At 72.5% G+C, this 26,462-nt stretch carries 19 protein-coding genes, 3 tRNA genes and 1 pseudogene; 9 read left to right on the top strand and 14 right to left on the bottom strand.

Annotated elements, in window-relative coordinates; genetic code table 11:
- Positions 1 to 25: 25 nt before the first annotated feature.
- Together dnaG and QT196_RS12910 are read left to right on the top strand one after the other, a co-directional pair.
- On the top strand, positions 26 to 1,942 hold the full coding sequence (dnaG, locus tag QT196_RS12915) for a DNA primase (RefSeq protein ID WP_168478993.1): 1,917 nt from the start codon (positions 26 to 28) through the stop codon (positions 1,940 to 1,942).
- Between the two features lie 143 nt (positions 1,943 to 2,085).
- A complete protein-coding gene (locus tag QT196_RS12910) occupies positions 2,086 to 3,309 on the top strand; it encodes a sigma-70 family RNA polymerase sigma factor (RefSeq protein WP_290354936.1) in 1,224 nt (407 codons plus the stop codon).
- A 96-nt stretch (positions 3,310 to 3,405) separates the two neighbouring features.
- On the opposite strand, the gene QT196_RS12905 is transcribed toward QT196_RS12910, so the two are convergent.
- Both QT196_RS12905 and QT196_RS12900 read right to left on the bottom strand, forming a co-directional pair.
- Positions 3,406 to 4,887, bottom strand: coding sequence for an FGGY family carbohydrate kinase (locus QT196_RS12905; RefSeq protein WP_168478991.1), 1,482 nt, complete (start codon positions 4,885 to 4,887; stop codon positions 3,406 to 3,408).
- Between the two features lie 61 nt (positions 4,888 to 4,948).
- Positions 4,949 to 5,248 carry a YtxH domain-containing protein gene (locus QT196_RS12900; RefSeq protein WP_168478990.1) on the bottom strand — a complete coding sequence of 100 codons (300 nt, stop codon included), beginning with the start codon at positions 5,246 to 5,248 and terminating at the stop codon, positions 4,949 to 4,951.
- A 219-nt stretch (positions 5,249 to 5,467) separates the two neighbouring features.
- Between QT196_RS12900 and QT196_RS12895 the strand changes: the two genes are divergently transcribed.
- The 3 genes from QT196_RS12895 to QT196_RS12885 all read left to right on the top strand — a co-directional run bounded on the left by QT196_RS12895 (position 5,468) and on the right by QT196_RS12885 (position 5,871).
- Positions 5,468 to 5,540: transfer RNA gene (locus tag QT196_RS12895), tRNA-Asn, on the top strand.
- A 5-nt stretch (positions 5,541 to 5,545) separates the two neighbouring features.
- Positions 5,546 to 5,618, top strand: a tRNA-Asn gene (locus tag QT196_RS12890).
- Positions 5,619 to 5,797: 179 nt separating this feature from the next.
- Positions 5,798 to 5,871: transfer RNA gene (locus QT196_RS12885), tRNA-Ile, on the top strand.
- A 1,125-nt stretch (positions 5,872 to 6,996) separates the two neighbouring features.
- Here QT196_RS12885 and QT196_RS12880 read toward each other — a convergent pair.
- On the bottom strand, positions 6,997 to 8,316 hold the full coding sequence (locus QT196_RS12880; RefSeq protein WP_168478988.1) for a VanZ family protein: 1,320 nt from the start codon (positions 8,314 to 8,316) through the stop codon (positions 6,997 to 6,999).
- 1,137 nt (positions 8,317 to 9,453) lie between these two features.
- Here QT196_RS12880 and QT196_RS12875 point away from each other — a divergent pair.
- Positions 9,454 to 10,407: a DUF5996 family protein gene (locus QT196_RS12875; protein WP_266730822.1), complete on the top strand. Its 954-nt coding sequence runs from the start codon at positions 9,454 to 9,456 to the stop codon at positions 10,405 to 10,407.
- A gap of 167 nt (positions 10,408 to 10,574) precedes the next feature.
- On the opposite strand, the gene QT196_RS12870 is transcribed toward QT196_RS12875, so the two are convergent.
- Positions 10,575 to 11,450, bottom strand: a complete 876-nt coding sequence (locus QT196_RS12870; protein ID WP_168478986.1) for a glycosyltransferase family 2 protein — start codon at positions 11,448 to 11,450, stop codon at positions 10,575 to 10,577.
- A gap of 221 nt (positions 11,451 to 11,671) precedes the next feature.
- Between QT196_RS12870 and QT196_RS12865 the strand changes: the two genes are divergently transcribed.
- The 3 genes from QT196_RS12865 (at position 11,672) to QT196_RS12855 (ending at position 13,298) form a co-directional block, all read left to right on the top strand.
- Positions 11,672 to 12,028, top strand: coding sequence for a cupin domain-containing protein (locus tag QT196_RS12865; protein WP_168478985.1), 357 nt, complete (start codon positions 11,672 to 11,674; stop codon positions 12,026 to 12,028).
- A gap of 269 nt (positions 12,029 to 12,297) precedes the next feature.
- Positions 12,298 to 12,705 carry a thioredoxin gene (trxA, locus tag QT196_RS12860; RefSeq protein WP_168478984.1) on the top strand — a complete coding sequence of 136 codons (408 nt, stop codon included), beginning with the start codon at positions 12,298 to 12,300 and terminating at the stop codon, positions 12,703 to 12,705.
- Positions 12,702 to 13,298, top strand: coding sequence for a histidine phosphatase family protein (locus QT196_RS12855; RefSeq protein WP_266730818.1), 597 nt, complete (start codon positions 12,702 to 12,704; stop codon positions 13,296 to 13,298). The genes trxA and QT196_RS12855 overlap by 4 nt, the downstream gene beginning before the upstream one ends.
- A gap of 152 nt (positions 13,299 to 13,450) precedes the next feature.
- Here QT196_RS12855 and QT196_RS12850 read toward each other — a convergent pair whose 3' ends face one another.
- From QT196_RS12850 to QT196_RS12805, 10 genes and pseudogenes are all read right to left on the bottom strand, one after another.
- Complete coding sequence (locus tag QT196_RS12850) at positions 13,451 to 14,482, bottom strand: rod shape-determining protein (RefSeq protein ID WP_290354935.1); 1,032 nt, start codon at positions 14,480 to 14,482, stop codon at positions 13,451 to 13,453.
- Positions 14,483 to 14,670: 188 nt separating this feature from the next.
- Positions 14,671 to 15,282 (bottom strand): hypothetical protein, encoded by a 612-nt coding sequence (locus QT196_RS12845; RefSeq protein ID WP_290354934.1) that lies wholly within the window; start codon positions 15,280 to 15,282, stop codon positions 14,671 to 14,673.
- Positions 15,260 to 16,075 carry an FkbM family methyltransferase gene (locus QT196_RS12840; RefSeq protein WP_266730814.1) on the bottom strand — a complete coding sequence of 272 codons (816 nt, stop codon included), beginning with the start codon at positions 16,073 to 16,075 and terminating at the stop codon, positions 15,260 to 15,262. Before QT196_RS12840 ends, QT196_RS12845 begins: the two co-directional genes overlap by 23 nt.
- Entirely contained in the window at positions 16,072 to 16,296 is a 225-nt protein-coding gene (locus tag QT196_RS12835; RefSeq protein ID WP_168478980.1) for a Trm112 family protein, read from the bottom strand. Before QT196_RS12835 ends, QT196_RS12840 begins: the two co-directional genes overlap by 4 nt.
- The gene (locus tag QT196_RS12830) at positions 16,283 to 17,242 is read right to left on the bottom strand and encodes a DMT family transporter (protein ID WP_266730812.1); all 960 of its coding nucleotides are present in this window, start codon (positions 17,240 to 17,242) and stop codon (positions 16,283 to 16,285) included. Before QT196_RS12830 ends, QT196_RS12835 begins: the two co-directional genes overlap by 14 nt.
- Entirely contained in the window at positions 17,220 to 17,957 is a 738-nt protein-coding gene (locus QT196_RS12825) for a class I SAM-dependent methyltransferase (protein ID WP_266730810.1), read from the bottom strand. The genes QT196_RS12830 and QT196_RS12825 overlap by 23 nt, the downstream gene beginning before the upstream one ends.
- Positions 17,954 to 19,521: pseudogene (locus tag QT196_RS12820) on the bottom strand (condensation protein). The gene QT196_RS12825 and the pseudogene QT196_RS12820 overlap by 4 nt, the downstream one beginning before the upstream one ends.
- A gap of 275 nt (positions 19,522 to 19,796) precedes the next feature.
- On the bottom strand, positions 19,797 to 24,221 hold the full coding sequence (locus QT196_RS12815) for an alpha-(1->3)-arabinofuranosyltransferase family protein (protein WP_290354933.1): 4,425 nt from the start codon (positions 24,219 to 24,221) through the stop codon (positions 19,797 to 19,799).
- The gene (locus QT196_RS12810; RefSeq protein ID WP_168478979.1) at positions 24,218 to 24,943 is read right to left on the bottom strand and encodes a class I SAM-dependent methyltransferase; all 726 of its coding nucleotides are present in this window, start codon (positions 24,941 to 24,943) and stop codon (positions 24,218 to 24,220) included. Before QT196_RS12810 ends, QT196_RS12815 begins: the two co-directional genes overlap by 4 nt.
- 7 nt (positions 24,944 to 24,950) lie before the next feature.
- Positions 24,951 to 26,138, bottom strand: coding sequence for a glycosyltransferase family 4 protein (locus QT196_RS12805; RefSeq protein ID WP_290354932.1), 1,188 nt, complete (start codon positions 26,136 to 26,138; stop codon positions 24,951 to 24,953).
- Positions 26,139 to 26,462: the final 324 nt, after the last annotated feature.

Raw genomic sequence — 26,462 nt, 5'->3', positions numbered from 1 at the left:
CCGACCCCGGCCGTAGAATTCACGCGTGGCAGGCAGGATCAACGATGACGATGTGAAGGCGGTGCGGGACGCGGTCCCGATCGACGCCGTCGTGTCCGAGTATCTCCAGCTCCGCAACGCCGGTGGCGGCAACCTCAAGGGCCTGTGCCCCTTCCACGACGAGAAGTCCCCGTCCTTCCACGTCAGCACGGCCAAGGGGCTCTACCACTGCTTCGGCTGCCAGGAGGGCGGCGACACCGTCGACTTCGTCATGAAGATCGACCACCTCTCCTTCGCCGAGACCATCGAGCGCCTCGCCTCCCAGGCCGGTATCACCCTGCGCTACGAGGAGGGCGGCTACACCCCCGGCCGCCAGCAGGGCGAACGCACCCGCCTGGTGGAGGCCCACAAGGCCGCCGCCCAGTTCTACGTCGAGCAGCTCGACAGCCCCGAGGCGGAGATCGCCCGCAAGTTCCTCGCCGAGCGCGGCTTCGACCAGGCCGCCGCCCAGCATTTCGGCGTCGGCTACAGCCCGGCCGGCTGGGACCACCTCACCCGCTTTCTGCGCGGCCGCCGCTTCAGCGACCAGGAGCTGGTCCTCTCGGGCCTTTCCCAGGAGGGCCGCCGCGGCCCCATCGACCGCTTCCGCGGCCGGCTGATGTGGCCGATCCGCGATATCGCCGGCGAGGTCGTCGGCTTCGGCGCCCGCAAGCTGCGCGACGACGACAACGGCCCCAAGTACCTCAACACCCCCGAGACCCCGATCTACCGCAAGTCCCAGGTCCTCTACGGCATCGACCTCGCCAAGAAGGAGATCGCCAAGACCAACCGGGCGGTCGTGGTCGAGGGCTACACGGACGTGATGGCCTGCCATCTGTCCGGGGTCACCACCGCCATCGCCACCTGCGGTACGTCCTTCGGCGAGGGCCACATCAAGATCCTCCGCCGCCTCCTGATGGACAACTCCGGCTCCGAGGTCGTCTTCACCTTCGACGGCGACGCCGCAGGCCAGAAGGCCGCCCTGCGCGCCTTCGAGGACGACCAGAAGTTCGCCGCCGAGACCTCCATCGCGATCACCCCGGGCGGTATGGACCCGTGCGATCTGCGGCTCGCCAAGGGCGATCAGGCCGTCGCCGACCTCGTCGAGGCGCGGACCCCGCTCTTCGAGTTCGCGCTGCGCCATCTCGTCTCCCGGCACAACCTCGACACCACCGTCGGCCGCGCCGCCGCCCTGGACGAGGCCGCCCCGATCGTCGCGCACATCAAGAACAGCTCCATCCAGCACGAGTCCGCCGTCCAGCTCGCCGGCATGCTCGGCATCCTGGACACCCAGTTCGTGGTCAAGCGCGTCTCCCAGCTCGCCCGCTGGGCCCGCGAACGGGGCCGGGACGGCGGCCCCGACCAGGGCCGTCAGCAGCGCCGCGGTCAGGCCCCGGCGCCCGCTGAGGCCCGCCCGGCGCCCGGCCCGCGCGGCCCGGCGCTCAACCTCCGCAGCCCCGCCCACCGCGTCGAGCGGGAGCTCCTCAAGCTGGCGCTCCAGCGCCCCGACCTGGTCTCCCCGGCCTTCGACGCCTACGGTGGCGACGAGTTCACCGCCCCGCCCTACGCCGTCGTCCGCCAGTGCATCGAGGACGCCGGCGGTGCCGCGGCCGGCGCCGCCGACCAGGGCTTCATCCCCCGGGTACGGGAGGCCGCCCCCGACGACACCGTCCGCGCCATGGTCACCGAGCTCGCCGTCGAACCGCTGCACACCCGCCGGGATCCCGACGCGGCCTACGCCGGCGTCCAGTTGGTCGCCGTCCGCCTCGCCGCCGTCAATCAGCGCGTCACCGAGATCCGCGGCACCCTCCAGCGCCTCGGCCCCCGCGCCGACCCCGAACACCTCGCGGCCGTCCAGAACGAACTCTGGGTCCTCCAGCAGTACGGCCAGTCCCTGCGCGAACGCGGCTACGCCGCCCTGTAGCCCCCGAGGGGCCCGCCCCGGGGAGCCGGCCCGCGCCGCCGGCCCGTAACACCCCGCGGTAGCCGTCCGGTCACGGACCGGACTCAAAAAGTGCACGCACGCCCCTCGTGGCGGGCGTGTGTCGTACTCCACACTGAGAAGCGGTGCCTGAGTCCTCGGTGCGCCGCGGGCCCGGTCGTACCGCACCGGAATCCCCCGCGGAACCACTTGTGACGTACGGGACGGACGGCGGCCCGGCCGCCACCGTGCCCGACCTTTCTGCCGCCTCAGCAGCGATCACCCTGGAGGTCGCCCCCGTGCAGACCCAGACCCTCGCCGACGCGCCGGCCGCCACGGAGCACGACCCGGACCCGGCCGCGGAGCCGCTCACCGTGCCGCAGCAGGCCGAACCACCCGCCGCCGAGATGATCGTCGAGGAGATCACCCCGGAGCCGGTGCCGCGCCCCGAGGCGGGCAGCCCGTCCGCCGATCTCTTCCGCCAGTACCTCCGCGAGATCGGCCGGATCCCGCTGCTCACCGCCGCCGAGGAAGTCGAGCTCGCCCGCCGCGTCGAGGCCGGTCTCTTCGCCGAGGAGAAGCTCACCAACACCCCCGACATCTCCTCCCAACTCGCCTTCGACCTCGACCAGTTGGTGGTCCTGGGGCGGATGGCCAAGCGCCGCCTGATCGAGGCGAACCTGCGGCTGGTGGTCTCCGTCGCCAAGCGCTACGTCGGCCGCGGGCTGACCATGCTCGACCTCGTCCAGGAGGGCAACCTCGGACTGATCCGCGCCGTCGAGAAGTTCGACTACGCCCGCGGCTACAAGTTCTCCACCTACGCCACCTGGTGGATCCGCCAGGCGATGTCCCGCGCCCTCGCCGACCAGGCCCGCACCATCCGCGTCCCGGTCCATGTCGTCGAGCTGATCAACCGCGTGGTGCGGGTCCAGCGCAGAATGCTCCAGGAGCGCGGCTACGAACCCACGCCCGAGGAGGTCGCCGCCCAGCTCGACCTGACCGGGGCACGCGTCAGCGAGGTGCTGCGGCTGGCCCAGGAGCCGGTCTCGCTGCACGCCCCCGTCGGCGAGGAGGAGGACGTCGCCCTCGGCGATCTCATCGAGGACGGCGACGCCGCCTCACCCGTCGAATCCGCCGCGTTCCTGCTGCTCCGCGAGCACCTCGACGCGGTGCTCTCCACTCTCGGCGAACGCGAGCGCAAGGTCGTCCAGCTCCGCTACGGCCTCGTCGACGGCCGCCCCCGCACGCTGGAGGAGATCGGCCGGATCTTCGGCGTCACCCGCGAGCGGATACGGCAGATCGAGTCCAAGACCCTCAACAAACTCCGCGACCACGCCTTCGCCGACCAGCTCCGCGGCTACCTCGACTGAGCCCGCCGGGCCCGGCCCGCACGCCCCGTACGCCCGGGATGCCCGTCCGGGATGCCCCGTCCGGGACGTCACGTCCGGTACGCCCCGTCCGGGACGTCACGCCTCCCGCTCGAACGCCCCCGGATACGCCTCGTCCCGCACCGCCGCGTACTGCTGGCGCACGGCCTGGCCGACCGCCAGCTCCTCACCCGGCTCGAAGACCTGGCTCGCGGCGGCCGGCCACTGCGGGGGATCGACCCAGGCGGACCCGCCGCCCGAACCGGACTCCGCACCACCGGCCGGGGTGAGCGTGCCGTGCGCCACACCCCAGGCCCAGGCTGCCTGCCGGGCCGCGCCCAGCGCCGCGTACTCCGCCGGCTGCGGCACCACGACCGGCACCCCGAACAGCGCCGGCGCCACCGCCTGCACCGCGAACAGCTCCGCCGCCGCGCCCAGCAGGAACACCCGGCGCACCGCCATGCCCCGCCCCCGCAGCACATCCAGCGCGTCCGCGAGCCCGCAGAGCATGCCCTCCACGGCCGCCCGCGCCAGATGCTCCGGCTTCATGCTGTCCCGCCGCAGCCCGTGCAACGACCCGGCGGTATGCGGCAGATGCGGGGTCCGCTCGCCCTCCAGATACGGCAGCAGCACCATGCCGTACGCACCGGGCGAGGAGTTCATCGCCAGCTCGGACACGCCCGCCAGATCCGTCCCCAGCATCTCCGCGGCACCGCGCAGCACCCGTACGGCGTTGCTGGTGTGCACCACCGGCAGATACCGGCCGGTGGCGTCCGCGAACGAGGTGATCGTGCCGCTCGGGTCCACCAGCGCCTCGTGATGAATCCCGAACACCGACCCCGAGGCGCCCAGCGACACCACCGCGTCGCCCTCCCCGACGCCGAGCCCGAAGGCGGCGGCCATCGTCTCGCCCGTACCGGCGGAGATCAGCAGCCCCTCCGGGGTGAACCCCGCCGTCCCCGACGGGCTCAGCAGCTCCGGCAGCCGCACCTGGTGGCCCAGCGCCAGCTCCACCAGATCCGGCCGGTACGACTCGGTCGCCGCCGACCAGAAACCCGTCGCCGAGGCCCCGCCCCGGTCCGTGGTCCGCCGGGCGGGCCGCCCCAGCAGCTGCCACGCCAGCCAGTCGTGCGGCTGCATGACCTCCGCGATCCGCGCCGCGTGCGCCGGCTCGGTACGCGCCAGCCAGCGCAGCTTGGTCACCGCATGGGTCGCCTGCGGCACCGCCCCGACGGCCTGCGCCCACGCGGTCCGCCCGCCGAGCGAGTCGATCAGATCCGCCGCCGCACTCTGCGCCCGCTTGTCATTGCCGACCAGCGCGGGCCGTACGAGATTCCCCTCGACGTCCAGCGGCAGCAGACCGTGCGGCTGCGCGGCGACGCCGATCGCCTGCACGCCTTCGAGCAGCCCCTGGCCCGCCGCCTCCCCGAGCGAGATCAGCCAGGCCTGTGGATCGACCTCGGGCCCCTTCTCGACGGGGTGCGGCGCGTACCCGCGCCTGATGACGGCGCCCGTGTCCGCATCGCAGACGACGATCTGTGTGCTCTCGGACGAACTGTCCAATCCGGCGACTATCCCCATGGCCTCAGATGATGCCCCATACGACGCATAGGAGCAGCGTCAGGGTTTACCCGGGGAACTCCTAGGTGTTGCTCGTGCCCCAGTCGTCCTCTTGGGAGCCGCGCTGGTCGCGCAGCGAGCGGACCCGGTCGGTGACGGAGGCCGGCAGCCGGTCCCCGACCTTGGCCGACACCGTCCCGAAGGCCTTCGACGCCGCCTCGCGCCCGGTCAGCGCGGCCGACTCGGCGGTGTTCCGGACCGCGGGATTCTGGGAGATCCGCTGGGCGGCCTTGCGGAGCTGCTCGTACCGTTCCCGGCCGGCCCGTGCGCCGATCACATACCCCGTGGCCAGTCCCGCGATGAACGTGAGCCGGTAGCGCATTGCTCCACCCTTCCTCTCGTCGGTCCCGTCCGGTGCCGGTACGCACCGGAGTGCCGGGCTGTGCCGCCCGCCTACCCTCCGGGGCCTCAGATCACCCGAGGTGACCTGAGGCGATACCGATTGGCGGAGCACCCCCCTGCTTGCGCTAATGTATGTGTCGCAGCGAGCGCGCGCCGTCCGGAAGACCGGGCAGCGGTGCATTCGAGGCACACAGAGCAATCCCCTGTAGCTCAATTGGCAGAGCAGCCGGCTGTTAACCGGCAGGTTACTGGTTCGAGTCCAGTCGGGGGAGCTCGGTCCCCTGTAGCTCAATTGGCAGAGCATTCGGCTGTTAACCGGAGGGTTACTGGTTCGAGTCCAGTCGGGGGAGCAGAGAGAACGAGGACCCCGGAAGGGGTCCTTTTTCTTGTGCCATGGAACCGAACGCCCCGTGACCGAAGTCCTCTTGGGCGTGCGTGGTCGCCGGACGGCAGCCCTCACGGGCAACAGATCGTATGAGCGGCTATGCTGCGGCAGACGGCGCGCACAAATGTGCGCGACGCGCCGTGGGGGGCGGTAGCTCAGCCGGTTAGAGCAGCGGACTCATAATCCGTCGGCCGTGGGTTCGAGTCCCACCCGCCCCACCGCACGGCATCCAGGTGACCTGCGGGAACCTCCCTTTCGGGGAGGTCTCGCAGAGCCACCACACCGCACAGACGCCACACGGCCCCTTGTGCGAGGGCATTCCCGGCTTCGATCACGACCGGCCCGCCTTCCCGTGCCGGACTCGGAGAAGTTCCGGGGCTCTGCTCATGCCTACGTGGGGCTGCTGGCGGATATATCCGCCCACGCCCGAACGAACTGCACGAAGTTCATTGATGGCCAGACGATTCTGCGGTTCGGGGGTGCTGTCAGTGTCCGGCAGCGGGGACAGGCTCACCCGCGGTCATGTCAGTCCGTGGGTCCTCGATCTCCGCAATGGCAGGCCCGCCCACTTCATCCCCCGGAGCCGGTGCGCCGAAGGCCATCGCCGGTCTCCATGGACTGCCCGGGGAGCATCCTCCCGTCAGCTGTGGACGCCGATCCGGCGTTGCGGGGGTTGATCCCTCGAGCATCACCCGCCTGCCCGGAGAAGGGCGCTGAGGACCACGAGGTGTTCCTCGACCCCGAGGTGTGCCGGCGCCCCGAAGGCGAAGAGTCATGCCGGCCCCTCGTGCTCACGCCGGATCAGGTTCAGGTGTTCCCAGCGGTGCCCGGTACGGGACGCGGGATGCTGATGCCGTTCTCTGCGACGACCGGCCGCGAGGTGATGCCCTCGCGCAGCAGCCCGGCAGTCCTTGGTTGCCAGGGATGTGGTCGGCCGAGTCGACGATGTCCGCGCTCATCGGCTTTCTGAGGGCGCGCCATGTCGGCGTAGCCCCCTCCGGGTGAAGACGTCCTTGCATGTGATGCCCAGCGGCCCCGCACGCACCCAGCCTGCTCCTGGCCGTCTCGGCGGCCGGTGGGTCTTGAGACGGCGAGTTGTCCCGGTGGTCGGTTGTTCGTGCCCAGAACGGCACGCGCAAACGCGCCCCCATGGCGCTCGAGCCGGTTTCCGCTCCTGCCTGGCAGGGACGCCCCTCGAAGTGAAGCTGCACTGAGGGCCTGGACGTGACTGCGACCCAGGCCCTCAGTGCACGCCAACCGTTGCCCTTGGCGGGGCCGGCGGGCTCGTGCTCGGCCGCACCGAGGAGCCCCACCGGCCGAGCCACCACTCCATTCCGGCGGAACTACGGAGCCGGGTGCTTCTCCTTCACCTCTACCGCGCCGGAGTGGGCGTTCACATGAGTAATCATGGAGGAGTCTTTACAGGTCACCAAGATGCGCCATACCGCATTCCAATTCGCCTTGTCTTGTACCGCGAGAAGTTCCCCCGCTTCCGCCTTTCGGCATCCCGGAGCGGAGTGCATGGCGCGCTGTGCGGCGTTTTCCTTGTTGACGCGAATGGAAGGGACGTCGACATCAGGGGATTTCCGGGTCGACAGCTGGGAAACATGTCCTGCGCGATCGATCTGAACATCCAGGCGCATCGGCATGAGGACACCATGGAGATGCTTACGCCAACTGACCATCCATCCCAGAGCGGCGTTGTCTCCCACGGGGGAGACTTCCGCCGTGCTCCCGGGGAGGGCCCATGGGAAGTGCTTCTCGGCGTATGCAGTTGCTACCTTTTTCGCTTCGTTGGACTTCTTTATGTGCGCCGGGGATCCAGGCACTGGAAAGCCGGACGCTTCTCCGCTGTCCGACATATCGAGGCTGGCCGTGATCTCATTGCCCTCCGGCCAGTTCACCTGAACGAAGCCGACCGGCAGGCTCGCCATGATCGTGCCACTGTCGGAGTCCGGCGAGGAGGAAAATTGCACATTACCGACCGTGTAGTGGTTGCCGAACGCTTGATGTACGGCGGAAATCGCCACCTCGCGTTGATTGCCGCCGGCGGATCCTACTGCCTCGGTGGACTTTACGGCGTGTGTCTGGATGGAGGTTGACCAGACGACACCAATGATCACGCTGAAGGCCACCCACGTGACAATTGCCCGGGGTGCGTTCAGCCGCCAGGCGGTCAATTCGCTTGGGCGGGTGCGCGTGATAAGAAAGGCCATGAGTGCACCCAGGAGGCCGCCGGCAGAATTAGCGAGTAGATCGCTGGTGTCGCACGCTCTGCCGATGACCGGAAGGGCGCCTTGAGCGGTCTCGATCGCCACAGAGAGCCCCATGCTGATCGCGAAGCCAGGCAGCAGCCTGCGCGTGACCAGCACGCCGAGGAAGCCCACCGGTGTGAACATGAGGCAGTTCAGCAGGCCCTGTTCCGTACCGAAGGGCTCCAGGAACTTCAGGTTGACCACGCACCTGCCGGATCCCTGACTTCCTCCGGTGGTCCACAGCGTCAAGAAGGAGACGCTCAACATGGAGGTGCACCACAAGGCAAGGTGGAACGGGCGATCCGTTCTCTTCTTCGCAGTGAGAAATGCAACGCTGAAGAAGGCCAGGGAAAGGGTGATCGCGGAAATGATGAATGCTGTGTGGCCTTTGAACACGGCTTCCAGCATGGGCAGCTCCCCTGAAGTGTTTCTGTGAATGTGCAGCGCCCCCTCGCGGTACGCCGCAAGGGGGCAGAAGGGACTCACACGTACAGTGCCGTGAAGCCCACAATGAACATGCCTACGAATAGGTCATATCCGGAAGTGGGAGCGCTAGCACTTCCTCGTGGGCGGAGTCTGGTAAGTGCTTCCACCCGAGTAGAGAAGGCCGACATCCGGGCTGCATGAGGCAGAAGGGGACCACTGCTTTGAAGCTATCAGCGACGTGCTGCACTTCTTGGTGGAACTCCAGTGGTTCGTGCCACTCCGGAGGTAGCCGACCTTGCAGGAGACCGAGCCTCCCGATTTCTTGTCGTACGAGACGTCGATGTAGGTGCCCTTGCCCGTCGAGTTCATGGGCAGAACACCATTACTGATCTCGGTGCACACGTCCCGTCTGTGCGGCACTTGCGCTGGCTGCGGTCACGAAAGGCATCAGGGCAGCGACTGATGCGATAGCAGTTGCTGCACGAAAGCGTGAATTCATGCGATCCCCCCTTGATCGTTCACATGGCCTTTACGGCGAGAGGAAATCTAACACAAGTTTGATCTTGGTGTGGGGGGATTTTGATACCACGTTCCTGCGGGTCCGGGGACGGCGAAGCATGCCGTCGTTGGTACGCCACCGAGTACGCCATTCCCTGGCTTCATGCCCCGGAGGAGTGGGGATGCCAGGACCACACCGCACGCGCATCCGCGGTCCGGGGTGTTTCGCCTTCCCGGCACGTCGGCCCCGGGGGAGTGGAGGCCAGGACGGGCCTTGCCTGCCTGCCACCGGCCTCATGCCCGTCCCCCAGGACTTCGGTTCGTGGTCTCCTCGGTACGTCACCCACTCTGACCGGGGCCGCTCTCGCGAAGCTGCCGCTCCGCTGACGTCCCGCTAACCCGGGTGTGAGCAGGGGAGGAAGGCCACGGAGGCTCGGGAGAACCGGGCTGTGGGGCCTGGGCGGGGAGCACGTGGCCGGTGGCGGGACCAGGGGTGCGTGCTGCGGGTGGTTGCGCCTCTTGGGTCCGAGGATGTGCCGTCCGGCTGCGGGTGTGGTCGTCTGGGCGTCCAGGCCCCGTTCGGTCGTCAGGAGTGCCGGGCGGGAAGGGCAGGTGATGACGATGGAGCTGTTTCCGCCGATCCCGTTTGCCGAGTGGCGGGACACCAAAGAGACGCTCCATCGCTTTGCGCAGGTCGTCGGGAAGGTTCGGCTTGCGGCCAGTGCCCGGCGGAACCACTGGTGGAACGTGCCGTTCCATCTGACTGGGCGGGGCATCACCACCCGTCCCATGGGGCAGCTCGACGGGAACCCGATCTTCACGATCGACTTCGACTTCGTCGGGCACCAACTGGTCGTCGCGACGCTGGACGGCCGGGAGGTGTCCTTCCCGCTCGTCGGCCGCTCGGTGGCGTCCTTCTACGCCGCCCTCATGGAGGCGCTGGCCGCGTTGGGCGTCCGGGTGGCGCTCGCCGTGCCGCGGCCGTTCGACCTGCCCGATGCCGGGCGGCCGTTCGCCGAGGACACCGAGCATGCGGCCTACGACGCCGGGCACGCCCAGCGCTACTGGCAGGTGCTGAGCCAGGTGGCGTCGGTGCTGGAGGAGTTCGCCGCGGACTATTCGGGGAAGGTCAGCCCGGTGCACCACTTCTGGCACACCTTCGACATCGCGCACACCCGGTTCTCCGACCGGCACGTCGACCAGCCCGGGCAGGTCGACCCGGTGACCCGGGAGGCGTACTCGGGGGAGGTCATCAGCTTCGGCTTCTGGTTCGGCGACGACTCCTTCGGCGCGCCCGCGTTCTACTCCTACACGGCTCCCGAGCCCGCGGGACTGGCCGACGAGCCGCTGCGGCCCGCGGCGGCGCAGTGGGCCGACCGGGGCGGCAGCCACTTGGCGGTGCTGCCCTACGACGAGGCCCGCACCGCCGCCGATCCGCGTGCGGCCGTGCTCGGCTTCTACGAGAGCGCGTATCAGGCCGGTGCCCGCCGTGCGGGGTGGGACAGTGAACGGCTCGTCTGTCCGGGCGGGGTGACGGACCCGTATCTGCTGGCGAAGGCGGGGCGGACCCGTTAGGCGACCGGCGGGCGGGCCCGGTCCGTCCGACGTTCGGTGGGCGGGCCGAGCCCGTTAGATGACCGGCAGGGGGTGCATCCGTTGGACGACCGGTGGGCGGGCCGAGCCCGTTGGGCCACCAGTGAGCAGGCCGTCCCCGATGGACAACCGGCCGCAGCCAGGTCTCCTCAGATGACCGGCGGCCGGCCCAGGCGGGTCATGCGCCATACGGTGCGCCAGCGCAGGGGGCGGCGTCGGCCGCAGGGGGTGCGTACTCCTTCGGCGAAACCGGCGGCCCAGGCGCGCAGGCCCGCTGCCGAGGGGCTGCGGACGGCGGTCAGGGCGGCCCAGACGCCGAGGTAGAGGGGGACCAGGACCGCGGGGAGGTGCCGCTTGGCGAGCCAGACGCGGTTTCTGGCGACCATGCGGTGGTAGACGGCGTGCCGGGTCGGTGAGGTGTACGGGTGCTGGAGCACCAGCTCCGGGGCGTAGCGGATGTGCCAGCCGTCGTCCAGGGCCCGCCAGGCCAGGTCGGTTTCCTCGTGGGCGTAGAAGAAGTCGTCGGGCCAGCCGCCGATCCGGTCCAGCATCGGTACGGACAGCGAGTGCCCGCCGCCCAGGAAGGTGGTGACCAGGCCGCCGCGCGTCGGGTCGCCGGCCCGCAGACGGGGGATGTGGCGGCGCTGGGTGCGGCCCCGCTCGTCGGCGATGCGGAAGCTGACGATCCCCAACTCCGGGTCGCGCGTGTGCAGTTCCGCCAGCCGGCTGAAGACGTCCGGGCTGATCAGCAGGCCGTCGTCGTCCAGGTCGACCACCACGTCGACGTCCCCGAGCTTGCGCAGCTCGTCCAGGGCGACATTGCGGCCGCCGGAGACTCCCAGGTTCTCGCTCAGCTCGACTCCGACGGCGCCGTGCGGCAGGGGGGGGAGCGGGGAGCCGTTTCCGATGACCACGATGTGGGCCGGCCGCAGGTCCTGCTTGGCGACCGAGTCCAGCAGCGCCCGCAGTTCGGCGGGACGGTTTCCCATGGTCAAGATGGCGACGCCTACGCGCAGATGACGCACAGAAGTTTGCTCCGTTCTTGGCGGTCTTGTCGGGATGCTAACCGCCGGGGGCGGCGACCGCGTGCCGCGGCGCTTCCCCGGCGACATCCGGCCGTTGAACGCTGGGGAACGTCCGCGCCGTGGGCCGGGAGCGCGCGGATGCCGGGTGTGCCGGACCGGCGCAGGATGGAAGGACCGGGGGTTTGCACGGTTGCCCAGGGGGGCGGATGGAGGAAGCCCTCATGATGGAAGTCAAGACGATCGACAAGCCGGATGAACGGCGCGACTTTCCCCGGGGTCACCTCGAAGCCCTGCACCTCACCGGACTGGACTTCGCCGTGGCCACCTTCGAGCCCGGCTGGCGCTGGTCGGAGTCGGTGGGCCCGATAGCCGGGACGGACAGCTGCGAGGTGCACCACAACTGCTTCGTGGTCCAGGGCCGGATGCGCATCAGGATGAACGACGGCGCGGAGTCCGAAGTGGGACCCGGCGATGTCTTCGTCCTCCCGCCCGGACACGATGCCTGGATCGTCGGGGACGAACAGTGCGTCCTGTACGACTTCGCGGGCCAGATGGCGAAGGAGTACGCGAAGGGTTAGGGCGAGCCGGGCAGGCGGAGGCAGGCAGTGACCGCGCGGGGCGGCGCTGTCTGACCGTCTGCGGAGCGAGGCCGGGGCGCGGTGGCCGGTTGCCGCGTCGGCCGGCCGGGTGGCGTGTGGTTCGCCACGTGAATCCGGATGTCTAGGAACGCGTTCGGTGGGCAGGGGTGCGGGCGGTCCGGCGTGCGGAATACGTCACGGGGTGATCCCGTTACCGCAGCCGGGGACCGACTGACAAGCGTCGACAGACCGGAAGCAGGGAATCAGGCATGAGCACCATTGAGCTCACCAAGGAAAACTTCGACGAAATCGTCTCCGGCAACGATTTCGTCCTGATCGACTTCTGGGCCGAGTGGTGCGGGCCGTGCAAGCAGTTCGGCCCGGTCTTCGAGAAGTCCTCCGAGACGCATGACGACCTGGTCTTCGCCAAGGTCGACACGGAGGCGCAGCCCGAGCTGGCGCAGGCCCTCCAGATCCAGTCCATCCCGACCGTGATGATCGTCCGGGAGAACATCGCCGTCTTCGCCCAGCCCGGCGCGCTGCCCGCGGAGGCCCTGGAGGACGTCATCGGCCAGGCCCGTGCGCTGGACATGGACGAGGTCCGGGCGTCGGTCACCGAGGCCCAGCAGACCGAGCAGGCGCAGGACGAACAGGGTCAGCAGGCGCAGGGCTCGTGAGCGACCTCCTTCTGGTCCGGCACGGCGAGACCGAGTGGAGCAGGGACGGCCGGCACACCAGCTGGACCGATCTGCCACTGACCGCCACGGGTGAGGAGCAGGCCCGCGCACTGCGGCCGCTGCTGTCGGACCGGAAGATCGGGGCGGTGTACGCCAGCCCGATGCAGCGGGCGCTGCGCACCGCCGAGCTGGCGGGTCTGGCCCGTCCGCAGATCGACGCCGACCTGCGGGAATGGGACTACGGCGGCTATGAGGGCATCGCCACCGCCGAGATCCACCGCGACCGGCCCGGCTGGTATCTGTTCTCCGACGGTGTCGCCGAGGGGCCCGCGGAGCATCCGGGCGAGTCGCCCGAGCAGGTCGGGGCGCGCGCCGACCGGGTGCTGGCCCGTATCGCGGCACAGCTCGCCGCCGACGACGGCGATGTGGCGCTGGTCGCGCATGCGCACTTCCTGCGGGTGCTGGCCGCCCGCAGGCTCGGGCTGCCGCCCGCAGCCGGGGGCCTCTTCACCTTCGAGACCGGGGCGGTCGGCGTCCTGGGGACCGAACACGACCGGCCCGCGGTGGTCGCCTGGAACGCCCGGAGTCTGTGAGGCGGGGCCTCGGCGGGCGGGGCCCTTGGCCGGTGAGCCTGCCGTGAGCCGTGAGCCGTGAGCTGTGAGTTCGGAGTCGCTTGGCCCGGAGCCCGGAGCCCGGAGCCCGGAGCCCGGAGCCCGGTTCCCGTGCGGGCGTGGCCGCCGGGCCGCTACGGGTCCATCGGGTCGAGATGCAACGACTGCACCTTGCCCTCGATCATGGCGCCGAGCCCCATGACGGCACAGGTGTCGGGGTGGTCCGCAGTGTGTACCGGCATGTTCGTGGCCTGGTGGATCATCGGCTCCAGACCGGGGATCAGGGCGCTGCCGCCCGCGAGCACGATGCCGCGTTCCCCGAGGTCGGCCACCAGATCCGGCGGGCAGCGGCGCAGCACGGCCCCGATGCCGTCGAGGATCGAGGTCAGCGGGGTGGTGATGGCGTCCCGTACCCGCTCGGTGTCGACATGCACGGAGCGCGCCATCCCGCTGATCACGTCCCGGCCGTGCACCTCGGTGGAGCCCGGGGTGACCCCGTCGCCACCGGAGAGGATCAGCTGAAGCGGGCGTACGGCCTGGCCCGCCAGCATCAGCTCGTGGTGCAGCCGCAGATGCTGGATGACCGCGTGGTCGATGGCGTTGCCGCCCACCGGCACGGTCTCGGCGGCGACGATCGAGCCGAGGGAGAGCACCGCGACCTGCGTGGTTCCGGCGCCGCACACCACGATCATGGTGGCCTCGGGCTGCTCCACCGGGAGCCCGCAGCCCACCGCCGCCGCGACGAGCGTGTCGACCAGCTCCACCCGCCGCGCCCCCAGCCCGGTGAGCGTCTCCACGGCGGCCCGCTGGGCCAGCGGTTCGCTGCCGTACGGGAGACAGACCGCGGCCCGCATCGTGGGCCGGCGCCGCCAGGTCTTGCGCAGTTTGTCGCCGACCAGGGTCCGCAGCAGCCGCTGGGCCATGTCGATATCGACGACGGTGCCGTTGGAGACCGGGCGCACCACCCGGATGTAGTCGGGGGTGCGGCCGTCCATCACCTCGGCCTGGGCGCCGACGGCCAGCAGTGCCCCGCTGCGGGTGTTGATGGCGGCGACGGTCGGTTCGTCGACGACCAGCCCCTGGTTCTTGACATACACCCTGGTCCGGGCCGCGCCGATGTCGATGGCGGCCGAACAGCGCCGCAATTGGGCGAGGCTGATGGTCATGGGTGATTCCTCCCCGATGGGCCGGTATGGGCGAAGCGGTCGCGCGGCCGGTTCGCAGGGACCGCTCGTGCGCCATCCTCCGGTCGTGCGGAGGCCGCCGCCTGCTGGAAAGGTCCGCTCGGGGGACGGGGGCGGGGCGGTTGCGGCGAAGGGGTGATGAGGCGGGGAGAGACCGGTGCGGCGGGCCCTCAGCCGGCCAGTCGCTGGTACAGCCCCCAGGTGAATTCGGGGACGATGTCCTGCGGGGTGCCGTCGGGGCCGGGCGCGGTGCACGCCAGCCGCCAGCGGGTGGGGGCGCTGCCCTCCATGGGGCGGGCCGGGGCGAAGGCGCGGGCGACCTCGTCGACGGTGCAGGACCAGGGCCGTAGATCCGTGGTGCTGCGCAGGTCAGGGGCGGTGGCGCCGGGTGCCCGGACGAGCCAGGCGTTCCAGACGGCGTCCCGGGCGCCGGTGAGGATCTCGAACCGCAGACCGGGCCAGAGCGGCACCGGCCAGGCCAGGGCCTCGCAGCGCAGATCGCCGATGCGGCGGGGCGTGATGGTTTCGGGGGCGCCGAGCAGCGCACGATACGGCCGGCTGCCGCCGGGCGCGCGCGGGGCGTGCATCCGCGCCTGCCAGCGGCGGTTGGCCTCACGCATCTCGGCGCGGGAGACGCCCAGGGTGCGCAGCGCCTCCTCGACCAGGCCGGGGTGGTGGTCGGCCATCCGGCGCAGCAGGACGACCTGGAAGGCGACCGGTCCGGGCAGCCCGTAGGGGGCGCCGGAGCCGCCGGCCGGGTCATTGTCCGTGGTGTGGTCCATGAGGGACATGGTGGTGGACGGCGCGGGCCACCGGCCGTCCGGGGCGCTCCCCGTAGGGGAGGAAGAGCACGGAGTTGACGTAGCGGCGGTGCGGGGCGAGGGAGCGGCGCAGCAGCCCGTGCTCGGCGACCTGGCAGGTGCGGGACTGATGGGTGGGCAGATCGAAATCGGCCAGCGGCAGCCAGCGGTCGTGCGGCAGCACCCAGCCGCGGTAGCCGTGGGCGGCCGTCCAGTCCAGTACGGGCCCGAGCGGCTGGATACGGGTCTCCAACTCGACGAACAGCGCCGGGAGTTGACGTTCGATGGTGTGCGCGGCGCCGCGCAGCACCGCCAGCTCCGCGCCCTCCGCGTCGATCTTGATGAGGGTGACCGACGCCAGCGCCAGCGCGTCCAGCGGGAGGCAGGGCACGTCGAGGGCGGCGGTGTGCAGCTCCCGGCGTACGAGCGAGGAGACCCCGCGGTCGCCGCGGCCGCCCGGGGGCAGCCAGAGGGTGGCGCAGCCCGTGTGGTCGGTGGCCGCGGCGGACACCACCTCGACATGCGGGGGAGTGACCGAGGAGAGCAGACGGGCCAGGTGGGGGACCGGTTCGAGAGTGATCACCCGGTCGGCGCGCCGGGCCAGCCGCCGGGTCCACGGGCCGTACCACCCGCCGATGTCGACGGCCGTGCCGCCGGGCGGGCAGAAGTCGGCGAGCCGCCGCAGCTCCGGTTCGAACCGCGGATAGAGCCCGGCCACCAGCGCCGACACCAGCCGGCCCGGCAGCCGGGGCGCCAGCCGCGCGGCGAGCGTCACGACCCCGCTTCCCGGTCCGCGAGCCGGCGCAGCGCGCGGGTGTGCTCGGCGTCGCTGAGCTGCTCGCCGGACGAGGGCAGGAGTTGGGGGATGCCGTCGAGGATCGGATAGCGGCGGTGCAGCCGGGGGTTGTAGAGGGCGTCACCGGGATCGAGCAGCGCCAGCGGGCCCTTGTCGAGCGGGCAGACGAGGATTTTCAGCAGCGGGTCATCGGGCTTCATCGGGCGGCTCCGGGGTTCCGGTGGGGGGTTCGGGGACGGGCGGGTCATGGCGGGGCAGCGCGAGCAGGACCGCCACGGCGACGGCGGTGCCGCCCAGCCGCAGCGCGCGCCGCAGCGGATCGGCGGGCAGCGGCTCACCGAACGCCACGGTGCCGCAGACGACGGTGAACACGCAGGTGACGGTGGTGCAGACGGGGACGATCACGGACGCCCGGCAGCGTTGCAGGGCGGTCTGGGACAGCACCAGACCGGCGGCTCCGGTGACGAGCAGGAGGTACGGGTAGGGCGAGCGGAGCAGCCGGCCCACGACGGCCGGGAGGTCGTGGGGAGCCAGCAGACCCGAGACGCCCTTGATGGCCAGCGAGCTGACCCCGTAGAGGAGGCCGACGGCCACCCCGTAGGGGACACCCGCCGTCGGCAGCCGGTGGCGGCGCCGGGCACGCCGTTCCGCCGAGCGGTACAGCAGCAGCCCGGCGGCCAGTGACGGCACCGCGATCAGCAGCAGGGTGGCGGGCGGCGCGGTGCGGGCGACGGCCCGTGCGTCCTCGCCCTGGAGGGAGGCGATGACCAGCACCAGCGCCACCAGGATCGCCACGATGCCCTGCCGCTCCCGGCCGCTGGTCCGCTCGCCCAGCACCACCGAGGACAGCAGCAGTAAAAGGACCAGGCCGGAGACGAACAAGCCCTGGGCGGCGGCCAGCGGCAGGGTGCGGTAGACGGCGAGCTGGGCGGCGAAACCGGCGGCCAGGGCGAGCGAGCCGGCCAGCCACAACGGGCTGGACAGCAGCCGGCCGACGACCCGTACGGGCTGCCGGGTGCTCAGCGCGGGCAGCCCCGACAGGGCACGCTTCTCCAGCACGAAACCGGTGCTGTACAGGACGTTGGCGAGCAGCGCGGACGCCACGCCCCACCACGGCACCGCGCTACCCCCCTGCCCGCCGGGCATGGGCGAGCAGGATCGAGGCCAGCGACGGCACCCGGCACGCGGCGCGGTCGAGGGGGCGCAGCGGCCGCGGCACATCGTGATACGGCGCACCGGCGATCCGTACGGCCTCGAAACCGGACGCCGCGAGGAAGCCGCGCAGGGCACGGGCCGTGTAGAGCCGCAGATGGCCGACGACCTGGGTGCCGGGGCGGCCGTGGATGCCCCGCATGCTCACCTCCGAGAAGACGGGCTGGACCCCGGCGAGCAGCAGCCCGCGGTTGTACCAGGCGGCGAGGTTCGGGGTGGAGAGCATCAGATGACCGCCGGGGCGCAGCACCCGGCGCAGTTCGTCCAGGGCGGCATCGGGGTCGACGAGATGCTCGATGACCTCGCTGAAGAGGACCGCGTCGGCGGAGCCGGTCGCGAACGGCAGCCCCCCATCGGCGAGTTCACCGCGCACCGCCCAGGGGATCCGGGCCCGGGCGCGGCGCAGGGCATCCTGCGACCAGTCGACGCCCACCAGGCGGTGGCCGGTCAGCACCTCCGCCGCGACGGCCGCCGCCGAACCGTCGCCGCACCCGATGTCCAGGATGGTGGCGGGCGGCGCCCCGGAGCGTACGGGCCCCAGGGCACGCGCCAGCAGCCGTGCCTGCCGCCTGCTGCGGTCGGCGCCGGACGCGACCGGCACGGCGGGGTTCTCGTAGAAGTCCCGCAGCGTGGCGGGGGGCCGGGTCACCGCGCCGCTCCGCCGGCCGGGGGCGGGGTCCAGGCGGTGGCTGCGAGGGAGGAGCGGAACAGGTCACCGAGCCGGGCGCCGGCCGCGTCGTCCAGGAGGGCCGGGGACCAGCGCAGCGCCAGCTGGATCCGGCCGGCCACGGAGACGGTGGTGACGGTGAGCCCGCGCGGCATCCGGGCCGGGGCGGAGAACCACACCGCGGCCGGCCGGCCGGCGTCCCCGAAGTCCAGCGGGTAGGCGATCCGGCCGATGTTGGACAGGAGAGTGGTGGAGGTCCACGGCGCGGCGGCGCGGCGCAGCGTACGGGTGACCGCGCCGCGCAGCCCGACGGGGAGGGCGGGTGAGGTCAACAACGTGGCGTAGAGCCCGAGTTGAGATCTCGGGGCGGCGGCCTTGAGCGCACGGGTGCGGGCGGCGGTGCGCCGCAGCAGCCGCGCCACCGCGTCCGGATCGGGCGGATCGGCGGTGAGCGGCCCGGCGTCCCGGTGCTCCTCGGGGCCAAAGCCGACCGACACCAGCCGGGTGCCGTTGCCGATGGGCATCCCGGCATCGCGCGGCCGGTCGTCGACGGGCATGGTGACGACGATGGGGGCGGCGGGCGCCGCGGATGGCGGGGCGGCTGTGCCGTGCGGGTGGGCCGGGGCGTGCAGTTGGTTCCAGCGGGCGACCATCAGCCAGGTGGCGACGAGGAGTTGATCGTTGACGGTGTAGGGCGCGGGCTGGGTGGGGGTGCGTGGGGGCGGGTTGGGATCGGGAGGTGCGTTAGGAGCATGCCGTTGCCGGGGTGGGTGGCGTTGGCGTTGGGGTTGCCGGGGTGGGTGGATTGGCTCGGCCTGTTGGGGCGGCTGGGCTGGCTGGGTTGGTCAGGCTGGTCGGGCCGGCTGGGCCTGTTGGGGTGGCTGGGTCTGCCGGGTTTGCCGTGTCGGGAAGTGTTGCTGGGAGCCGGAGCCGGAGCCGGAGCCGGAGCCGGAGCCGGAGCCGGAGCCGGGCCCGGGGCGCGGGTCAGGGTCGGGGCGGGGTCGGGGGCGATTCGTGCCGGGCGGGCGAGACGGGGGCCGGGGGCCGGGGGGCGGTCGGTGGGTGGTGGTGCCGGGCGGGGCCCGGGGGCGCGTACGGGCGCGGGGGCGGGGGAGTTGTCGGCGCCGCCGTAGAGCTCGGCGGCGGTGGCCAGCACCCGCAGACAGGCCGGTCCGTCCAGCGCGGTGTGGTGGAGGGTGAGCAGCAGCACGGTGCCGCCCTCCGCCTCCTCGATGACCTCCAGCCGTACGGGAGGTGAGGCGTCCAGCGGCGGACAGTGGTCGAGCGCGCGCTGCCGGGCGCGGGCCAGCGCACCGGGGCCGGGCGGCGGGAAGTCGACCGGGTCCACGTCCGGGGTGGCGGTGAGCTGCCAGCGGTAGCGGCGGTGCCACCAGCGGACCGGCGCCTGCCGCATCAGGATGCGCGGATGGCGGGCGAGCGCCTGGTGAAACGCGGTGCGCAGCCGTACGGGGTCGACCCGGCCGGGGAGATGCACCTCGATGTGTACGGTCTCCGGCTCGCCGTCATCCAGACAGTGCCGGGAGATCTCATCGACGACGGGGAAGGGGAGGCGGGCTACGACGCTGCCGCGGCTCTGCTCCCCCCCACCCCCGAACCCACCCCCCGCCCCCTCCCCCGAAGGGGGAGAGGGGGAGGGGGCGGGGGAGCGCTCGCCCCGGCCGTCGGGCGGGGCGAGCGGGCCGACGGATGGGGCGCCCGGGCCGACAGATGGTGCGACCTGGCCGTCGGCTGGTGTGCCACGGCTGTCGCGCGATGCGCCAGGTCCGTCGGGTGGTTCGTGCCGGGCCGGTTGCAGTGCGGTCATCGGCTGGTGTCCTCCCCGCTGTGGTCGGTCGGTGGTGCGGGATTGCTGGGTACGGGCGGTACGGGCCTGCTACCGGTCGGCCGTACGGGACTGACCGGCCGAATCCCCTGCCGCTCGGCCCAGTTCGGCCCCGCGCCCGGCGCCCGCCCCCGCACGCTGACCACCGCCGCAGCCAACGCCAGCAGCGCCAAAGCCTGCGCGGTGGCGCTGAACGCGCCCTTGCCGGCGGCGTGGGGTTCGCCCGCGCCGAGGGCCGCGACGGTTCCGGCGCTCACCATCGCCGCCAGGGCCAGGGGGACGAGGAGGTGTGGCCGGAAGTACGCCAGGAGTGCCAGGGCGGGCACGACCAGGGCGTAGGGGCCGGAGGCCAGGGCCAGTACCGCGGTCAGGGCCATCACTCCCAGGACCCAGGAGGGGGCGGGTGGCAGCGGTGCCGGAGGCGGCGGGGTCCGGGGCGTGCGGCGGACGAGGGCGGAGACGAGCAGGAGCACGACCCCTAGGGCGCCGCCGGCCAGGCCCAGGTCGTAGGCGACGGCCGGGGCGTAGGAGAGCTCCACGGTGCCGCCGGCGCCGGCCGGGACGAGGAAGGCCTGTTGCCAGCCGTCGATCCGGAGCGGGGTCAGCCGTCGGCCGTGGAGTGTGGCCTGCCAGCCGTCGTTGGCGTTCTCGTGCATCTGGAGGTAGACGGCCCGGCCGGCGCCGACCGCGACGCGGCGGCGGTCCCCCGACCAGTCCCCGGCGTCGGCCTTCCGCACCGGACCGGCGGATTCCCGCCCCGGCCCGACACTCGAGGCGGCCGATTGGCTCCCCGCCCGGTCGCCCGCGGTTTCCCGCTCCGGCCCGTCGACCGAGGCGGTTTCCTGCCCCGGCCCGACACCCGAGGCGGCCGATTCGTTCCCCTCTCCCGCGCCCCCGGCCCCCGTACGCCCCGAGCCACCCCGCCGCAGCGTCACATCCGTCAGCGCCAGCGGCCCTTGGTCGCCCGCCTCCACCCGGTGGCGGCCGGACGGCAGGTCCAGTTGGCCGTCACGGGCCGGGCCGGCGCACAAGCGCACGTCGACGGGGCGGCGTTCGGTGAGGTCACGGATGTAGCCGGTGGCCTTGGTGGCGTGCAGGACGCCGTCGACGGCGAGCATCGGGCCCTGGCCGCAGCCGAGCGAGAAGCGGGCGTCGGCGGCGGGCCGTGGGGTGCGGTAGGCGTCGAGTGCGGGGAGGTGGATCTCGCTGAGGCCGACCGGGAGTTGGAGCGCCTGGCCGGCGACCGGGTTGTGCAGGGTCAGGGGTTTGACCTTGCTGATGGTGACGTCGAGGCGGTCGGTGGTGAGGGGGTCGAAGCGGGCCTGGCCGTTCTCGTCGACGCCCGCGGTGGCCGCCCCGTACGGCGAGTTGATCAGGATCTGTTCGGGCCGGGTGGCGAGACCGCCGGCCGCGGCGAGCACGATCTGGTCGATCTTCTTCCGGCCGGGCCAGCGCAGATGCACGGTGGGCCGGTCACCGGCGATCCAGGCGGTGGTCAGATCGCCGTCGACGAGGTTGCGGGGGCTGAGCGACGGGCCGAAGCCGAAGGCGGTGGAGTCGGCGGTGGCGGTGATCCGGTCCCGCTGTTCCGGTGCGATGCGGTCCAGCAGCCGGTCGAGTGCGGGGCCGGGAACGGCCAGCGCCTTGCCGGAGATGCGGTACGCGGCGGCCGGGCCGGTGCGGAACTGGCGGTGCAGCCCGGCCTCGGCGGAGACCGGGGAGAGGCCGCCCGGGTCGCTGCCGCGGTGCAGCGAGACGACCTCGGCGGGCGCGCCGGAACGCTCGGCGTCGGTGGGGAGTTGCAGCAGCCGGGTGACCTGGACGCCGGGGACGGAGATCTCCCGGAAGCCGGCGCCGGAGAGCCCGGCGCGTGGGGTCTGCGAGCCGAGGATGGTCACCTTCAGCCAGGTCGCCCGGCCGGCCGGGGCCTTGACCCGCTGCGGCGTCCCGTCGGGGCGCAGGGTGTCCTCCGTGGTGCCGCGGTCGGTCTGCACCCTTACGGAGGTCGGGGCGGCCCGCAGTCCGTCTCCGGGCAGGGGCGTCAGGGACAGGGCGGACGGGAGGGTGACGGGCCGGGGGAAGGCGATCCGTACCCACTGGCCTACGGGGTTTCCGGCGCTGCCTTCCGCCCAGGCGGTGTCGGGGTCGCCGTCGAAGGCGTGGACCGGGTCGTACTGCGGCAGCTGGAAGAGCCAGTTGCCGCTGCTGGAGGCGGTGACCGAGGTCGCCCCGCGGAGGACGGCGGTGGTCTGGTGGCCGGGGCCGGTGGTCGGCAGGATCTGCCGGGGCGGGCGGCCGGGGTCCTGGACGCTGTCGGGGTGGTTTCGTTCGTCGGCTGTGTAGGTGTACGAGGTGTTGCTGTTGACCAGCCCGAAGCGGGTGTCGGCGCGGCGCAGGCCGTCAGCGGTGAGCTGGAGCGGCGGGGTGCCGAGGCCGGGGTGGCGGTCGCCGGTCAGCACGGTGGCGCGGCGGCGCAGGGCGGGGTCGGCGGACAGCTGGAGCAGGGCTTCGGTGCCGCCGCTGAGCTGCGCGGTGTCGGCGACGGCCCGGGTGGTGACCGGGCCGGGCTCGGGGGTGTCCTGCGGCCGGTAGATCTCGACGGCGCGCTGGCGCGGATAGAGGCCCTGGACCTGTAGGGGTGCCCCGGCGGGGATCCGGCCGCCGGTGGTCAGCGGGCCGAAGGCGGCCACCTTGCGGTAGCCGGACGCCTGGAGGGTGCGTTTGACGGTCTGCGGCGGGACGTAGCCGATCTGGTCCGGGTCGAGATCGTTGCGTACGACCACGTCGTGCAGTCCGGCCCGGCCCAAGTAGTCGCGCAGGCCCGGAACTTGGGCGCCGGTGAGCAGGGCCTGTTCCACGGCGTCCAGGGTGCGGCGGGCGCCCGGGGTGCCGAACGGGACGAAGTCGCGCTGGGCCCAGGGGGAGGTGGCGAGGACGTCGAGCGGCTCGTCGATGGGGGAGCCCCAGGTGTAGATGCCGTGCGCGGTCGCGGGGACGACCAGCGCGCGGCTGTGCGGGGAGTGCTTGTGGAGCCAGGCCGCGGCCCGTTCCCAGGAGGCGGGCAGTTCGGTGAAGGGGCCGGGCTGGAGCACGGTGCCGGTGAGGAAGGGCAGCGCGAGGGCGGGCAGCACGAGGAGCGCCGTCACCAGCGGGAGGCGCCGGCGGGCGGGGATCCGGCGGGTGCCGCGGCGTTCGGTGGCGACCGCGAGCAGGTGTGCCAGGCCCAGGGTGAGCGCCAGGGCCAGGCCCGGGGTGAATTTGTAGATGTTGCGGAACGGGCGCAGCCAGCCGTTGAGCCAGTCCTGCCACAGCGCGTGCAGCGGCCCGCCCAGCGCGCCGCCGTACCCGGCCAGCGCGATCAGCGCCACGGCCAGCACGGTCAGCAGCAGCCAGCGCCGCTCGGGCAGATCGCGGCGGGCCAGCCCGGCCAGGCCGAGCGCCGCGGCCAGCGCCGAGCCGAGTACCGCGAACGGCTGGGCCGTCAGGGTCCAGCCGGCCGGCAGCCAGGGTTCGCCGAAGTGGAGGTAGCCGACCCAGTTGCCGGCGCCGCGCAGCAGTTCGGTGGCGGACATGGTGGCGGTGGTGGTGTCGGCCTGCTCGATGTACGGCATGAAGTTCTCGCCGTGCAGGCCGAGCAGCAGCAGCGGGACCACCCACCAGGCGGTGGCCAGGACGACACCGGGCAGCCACCAGGCGAGCAGCTTCGGCCGACGCGGCCCCGTACGGGAGAGCAGGTACAGGCCGGCGGGCAGCAGCGCGGCCAGTGTCGAGGCCGCGTTGACCCCGCCCATGAAGGGGATCAGCAGCGCCGAACGGGTGGCCGCGATACGGGCGCTGACCCGCGTGTTGGTCAGCGGCAGCAGTACCCATGGGAGCAGCGCGCCGGGCAGTGCGGCGGCGGAGGTGGAGCCGATGACGAGGGTGAAGGTCGGCCACAGGGCGTAGCAGGCGGCGGCCAGGAGCCGGGCCGGCGGGGTGCCGACACGGAGCCGTTCGGCCAGCCGCAGCGCACCCCAGAACGCGGCCGTGACGATCAGCGACATCCACAGCCGCTCGGCCAGCCACACCGGGACATGGGCGAGATCGGCCAGGCCGTAGTAGGGGAGCGTGGGGAAGGCGTAGCCGACGTACTGGTCGGCGATGCCGCCGAGGCCCGCCCGGTCGTGCCATAACTGCCCGAGGTCGGCGAGGAACCGCCACGGGTCGGTCGTCACCCCCAGCTTGGTCTCGAACGTCATCTTCCCCGGCGAGGACGCCAGGAAGCCGGCCAGCGCGAGCGCCCAGAACGCGAACAGCCAGCGTCTGCGCCGGGGGAGGCCGGGCGGCGGGGCGGGGGTGGGCGTCGGCCGGCCCCCGCCGTCGGGCGATCCGGGGGACGGGAACGGCCTCAGGGTCTGGGTCATGGCAACCGCCGGAGGATGAGGAGGAGGTTCCAGGTGGCGACCTCCCGGACGCCCGGGAGGCGGGGGATGGCCTCGGCGAGGAACGGCGCATAGCGGGAGCGGGCGGTGACCACGGCGATGTCGTCACGGGCCCGGACCTGGCGCAGGGTGCGGCCGATGTGCACCGCGAACAGGTTGACACCCAGGGTGTGTTTGGCCGCCTGTCCGGTGCGCCGCCGGTAGCGGGCGCGGGCCCGTTCGGCGCCCAAGTAGTGCCAGGGCGCCATCTCGTGGCCGCCCCAGGGGGAGAACCAGTTGGTGAAGGCGACATAGATCAGCCCGCCGGGGCGGGTGACCCGGATCAGCTCGCTCAGGAAGGTCTGCGGGTCGGCGACATGCTCCAGGACGTTGGAGGAGAAGCAGAGGTCTACGGCGCCGTCGGCGAGCGGCAGCAAATAGCCGTCGGCGAGCACCGCGCCCTCGGACGGCGGGCCGTGTGCGGTCAGCTCCGCCGTATCGGGTTCGAAGAGCCAGCTCCGGGCGCCGCGGCGGCGGAACTCCGCGGTGAAGTAGCCGCTGCCGCCGCCGACATCGGCGACGATCGCGCCCCGCAGCGGGGCATACCGTTCGATCTGGTCGGCGGCGTCCCGGGCGAGCAGCCGGTAGCAGTGCCCGGGGTCGGTCCGCTCCCGCAGAAAGGCCCGGAAGAGGGCGGCGGACCTGCGCAGCGAGGGGTCGCGCACCGGGCCGTCACCGCCTGGGGAGCGGGTCGAGGGCGGCCTCCGCGGCGACCGCCCGGAAGCTCTGCACCGTATGGCTCCACCGGAAGCGGGCGGCGCGCCGTTCGGCGGCGCGGCCCAGGGCGTCGCGGCGCCGGGCGCTGAGCGCGAGGGTGCACCAGTGCGCGGCGAACGCGCTCTCACCGCGGGCCAGCAGCCCCGTCGTGCCGTCCTCGACGGAGTCCCGCAGGCCCGGGATGTCGAAGCCGACGGCCGGGGTGCGGCGGGCGGCGGCCTCCATCACCACCAGCCCCCAGCCCTCGACGAGTGAGGGGTGCAGCAACAGCCAGGCGGAGCACAGCAGTTGGTGCTTGCGCTCTTCGGAGACATGGCCGGTGAAGGTGACGCCGGGCCCGGCCATCGCGGCCAGCCGGGCGCGCTCCGGGCCGTCGCCGACGATCACCAGCCGGCCGCCGGTCACCGGCCGGACCCGCTCCCACAGCCGCAGCAGCAGATCGATGCGCTTGTACTCGACGAGCCGCCCCATGGCCAGGAACAGCGGCTCCGGCGCCTTGGGGGCCGGCGGGCCGGGCTCCGCCACGCCGTTGTACACCAGGCGGATCCGCCCCGCGTCGACCCCGAGGCCGCGCAGCGCGGACGCCGTCGAGCCGGAGACCGCCACCATCAGATCGCGGCGGTGCGCACCGGCCAGCGCCCAGTGCTCCAGGCGGCGGCCGAGCCGGGCTGCGGGCCCCGGGCAGCGCAGCCGCCACAGGTCCGTATGGACATGGTTGACCAGGCACAGTGTCGGACCGCGGTGCCACAGCGGCGCCAGGTACGGCATGCCGTTGCAGACCTCGACCAGCAGATCGCAGGGCCCGACCCGGCGCGCCAACTGGCGGGGCACACGCAGGAAATGACCGGCGTCGCCGCCCGCGGACACCACCCGGTAGCCGCGGGCGGGGGCACCGCCCTGGGCCGGGAGCCCGGCGGACGGCGGCCCGCCGCACAGCAGAGTGACCTGGTGCCCGTGGGCGCTGAGCCCCTCGGCGATCCGGTCCACCAGCAGTTCGGAGCCGCCGGCGGCGGGGTTGCCCAGATCGCGGCGGGCGAGGAAGACGATCCGGCGCGGCAGCGGTGGCGGCCCCGAGCCGGGTGGCCCGGACGCCGAGGGGGCGGGCGCTGCGGGGGGCGGGGACGGGTGTGCGTACGGGGGCATCTGCGATCCAACTCGTCTCAGGGTGCGGTACCGGCGGTGGGGGACGTACTGCGTACTGAGTCGTGCGGGCCGTGCTGCCTCATGCGGTGCCGGGTCGCACCGTGCGGGCGGGGACGATGGGGCTCGCGGTGCTGTGCTGCGGGGAAGCGGGGTGTGCTGCGGTGAAGTGGCGCTGTGCTGCGGGGAAGCGGGGGTGCGCTTTCGTGAAGTGGCGCTGTGCTGTGGCGAAGCGGGGTGCGCTGCGGTGCGGCGGACGGGCACCGCGGTGAAGCGGAGGTGCGCCGACCGGAAGGCCGGTCGTCCGCGTGTGGGGTGGACAGTTTT

It is taken from the genome of Streptomyces sp. P9-2B-2 (assembly GCF_030406865.1).
Classification (GTDB): Bacteria; Actinomycetota; Actinomycetes; order Streptomycetales; family Streptomycetaceae; genus Streptomyces; species Streptomyces platensis.
Note: the sequence above shows the minus strand (reverse complement) of the source record. Positions and strands in the feature narration are given on the sequence as shown.

Bases quoted from the DNA above. Each gene is read 5' to 3' on its own strand.
- trxA (WP_168478984.1), top strand. From the start codon at position 12,298: ATGAGCACCATTGAGCTCACCAAGGAAAACTTCGACGAAATCGTCTCC.
- QT196_RS12880 (WP_168478988.1), bottom strand. From the start codon at position 8,316: ATGCTGGAAGCCGTGTTCAAAGGCCACACAGCATTCATCATTTCCGCG.
- QT196_RS12815 (WP_290354933.1), bottom strand. From the start codon at position 24,221: ATGACCCAGACCCTGAGGCCGTTCCCGTCCCCCGGATCGCCCGACGGC.
- QT196_RS12835 (WP_168478980.1), bottom strand. From the start codon at position 16,296: ATGAAGCCCGATGACCCGCTGCTGAAAATCCTCGTCTGCCCGCTCGAC.
- QT196_RS12850 (WP_290354935.1), bottom strand. From the start codon at position 14,482: ATGACCATCAGCCTCGCCCAATTGCGGCGCTGTTCGGCCGCCATCGAC.
- QT196_RS12865 (WP_168478985.1), top strand. From the start codon at position 11,672: ATGATGGAAGTCAAGACGATCGACAAGCCGGATGAACGGCGCGACTTT.
- QT196_RS12905 (WP_168478991.1), bottom strand. From the start codon at position 4,887: ATGGGGATAGTCGCCGGATTGGACAGTTCGTCCGAGAGCACACAGATC.
- QT196_RS12830 (WP_266730812.1), bottom strand. From the start codon at position 17,242: ATGCCCGGCGGGCAGGGGGGTAGCGCGGTGCCGTGGTGGGGCGTGGCG.
- QT196_RS12805 (WP_290354932.1), bottom strand. From the start codon at position 26,138: ATGCCCCCGTACGCACACCCGTCCCCGCCCCCCGCAGCGCCCGCCCCC.
- QT196_RS12845 (WP_290354934.1), bottom strand. From the start codon at position 15,282: ATGGACCACACCACGGACAATGACCCGGCCGGCGGCTCCGGCGCCCCC.
- QT196_RS12875 (WP_266730822.1), top strand. From the start codon at position 9,454: ATGGAGCTGTTTCCGCCGATCCCGTTTGCCGAGTGGCGGGACACCAAA.
- QT196_RS12900 (WP_168478990.1), bottom strand. From the start codon at position 5,248: ATGCGCTACCGGCTCACGTTCATCGCGGGACTGGCCACGGGGTATGTG.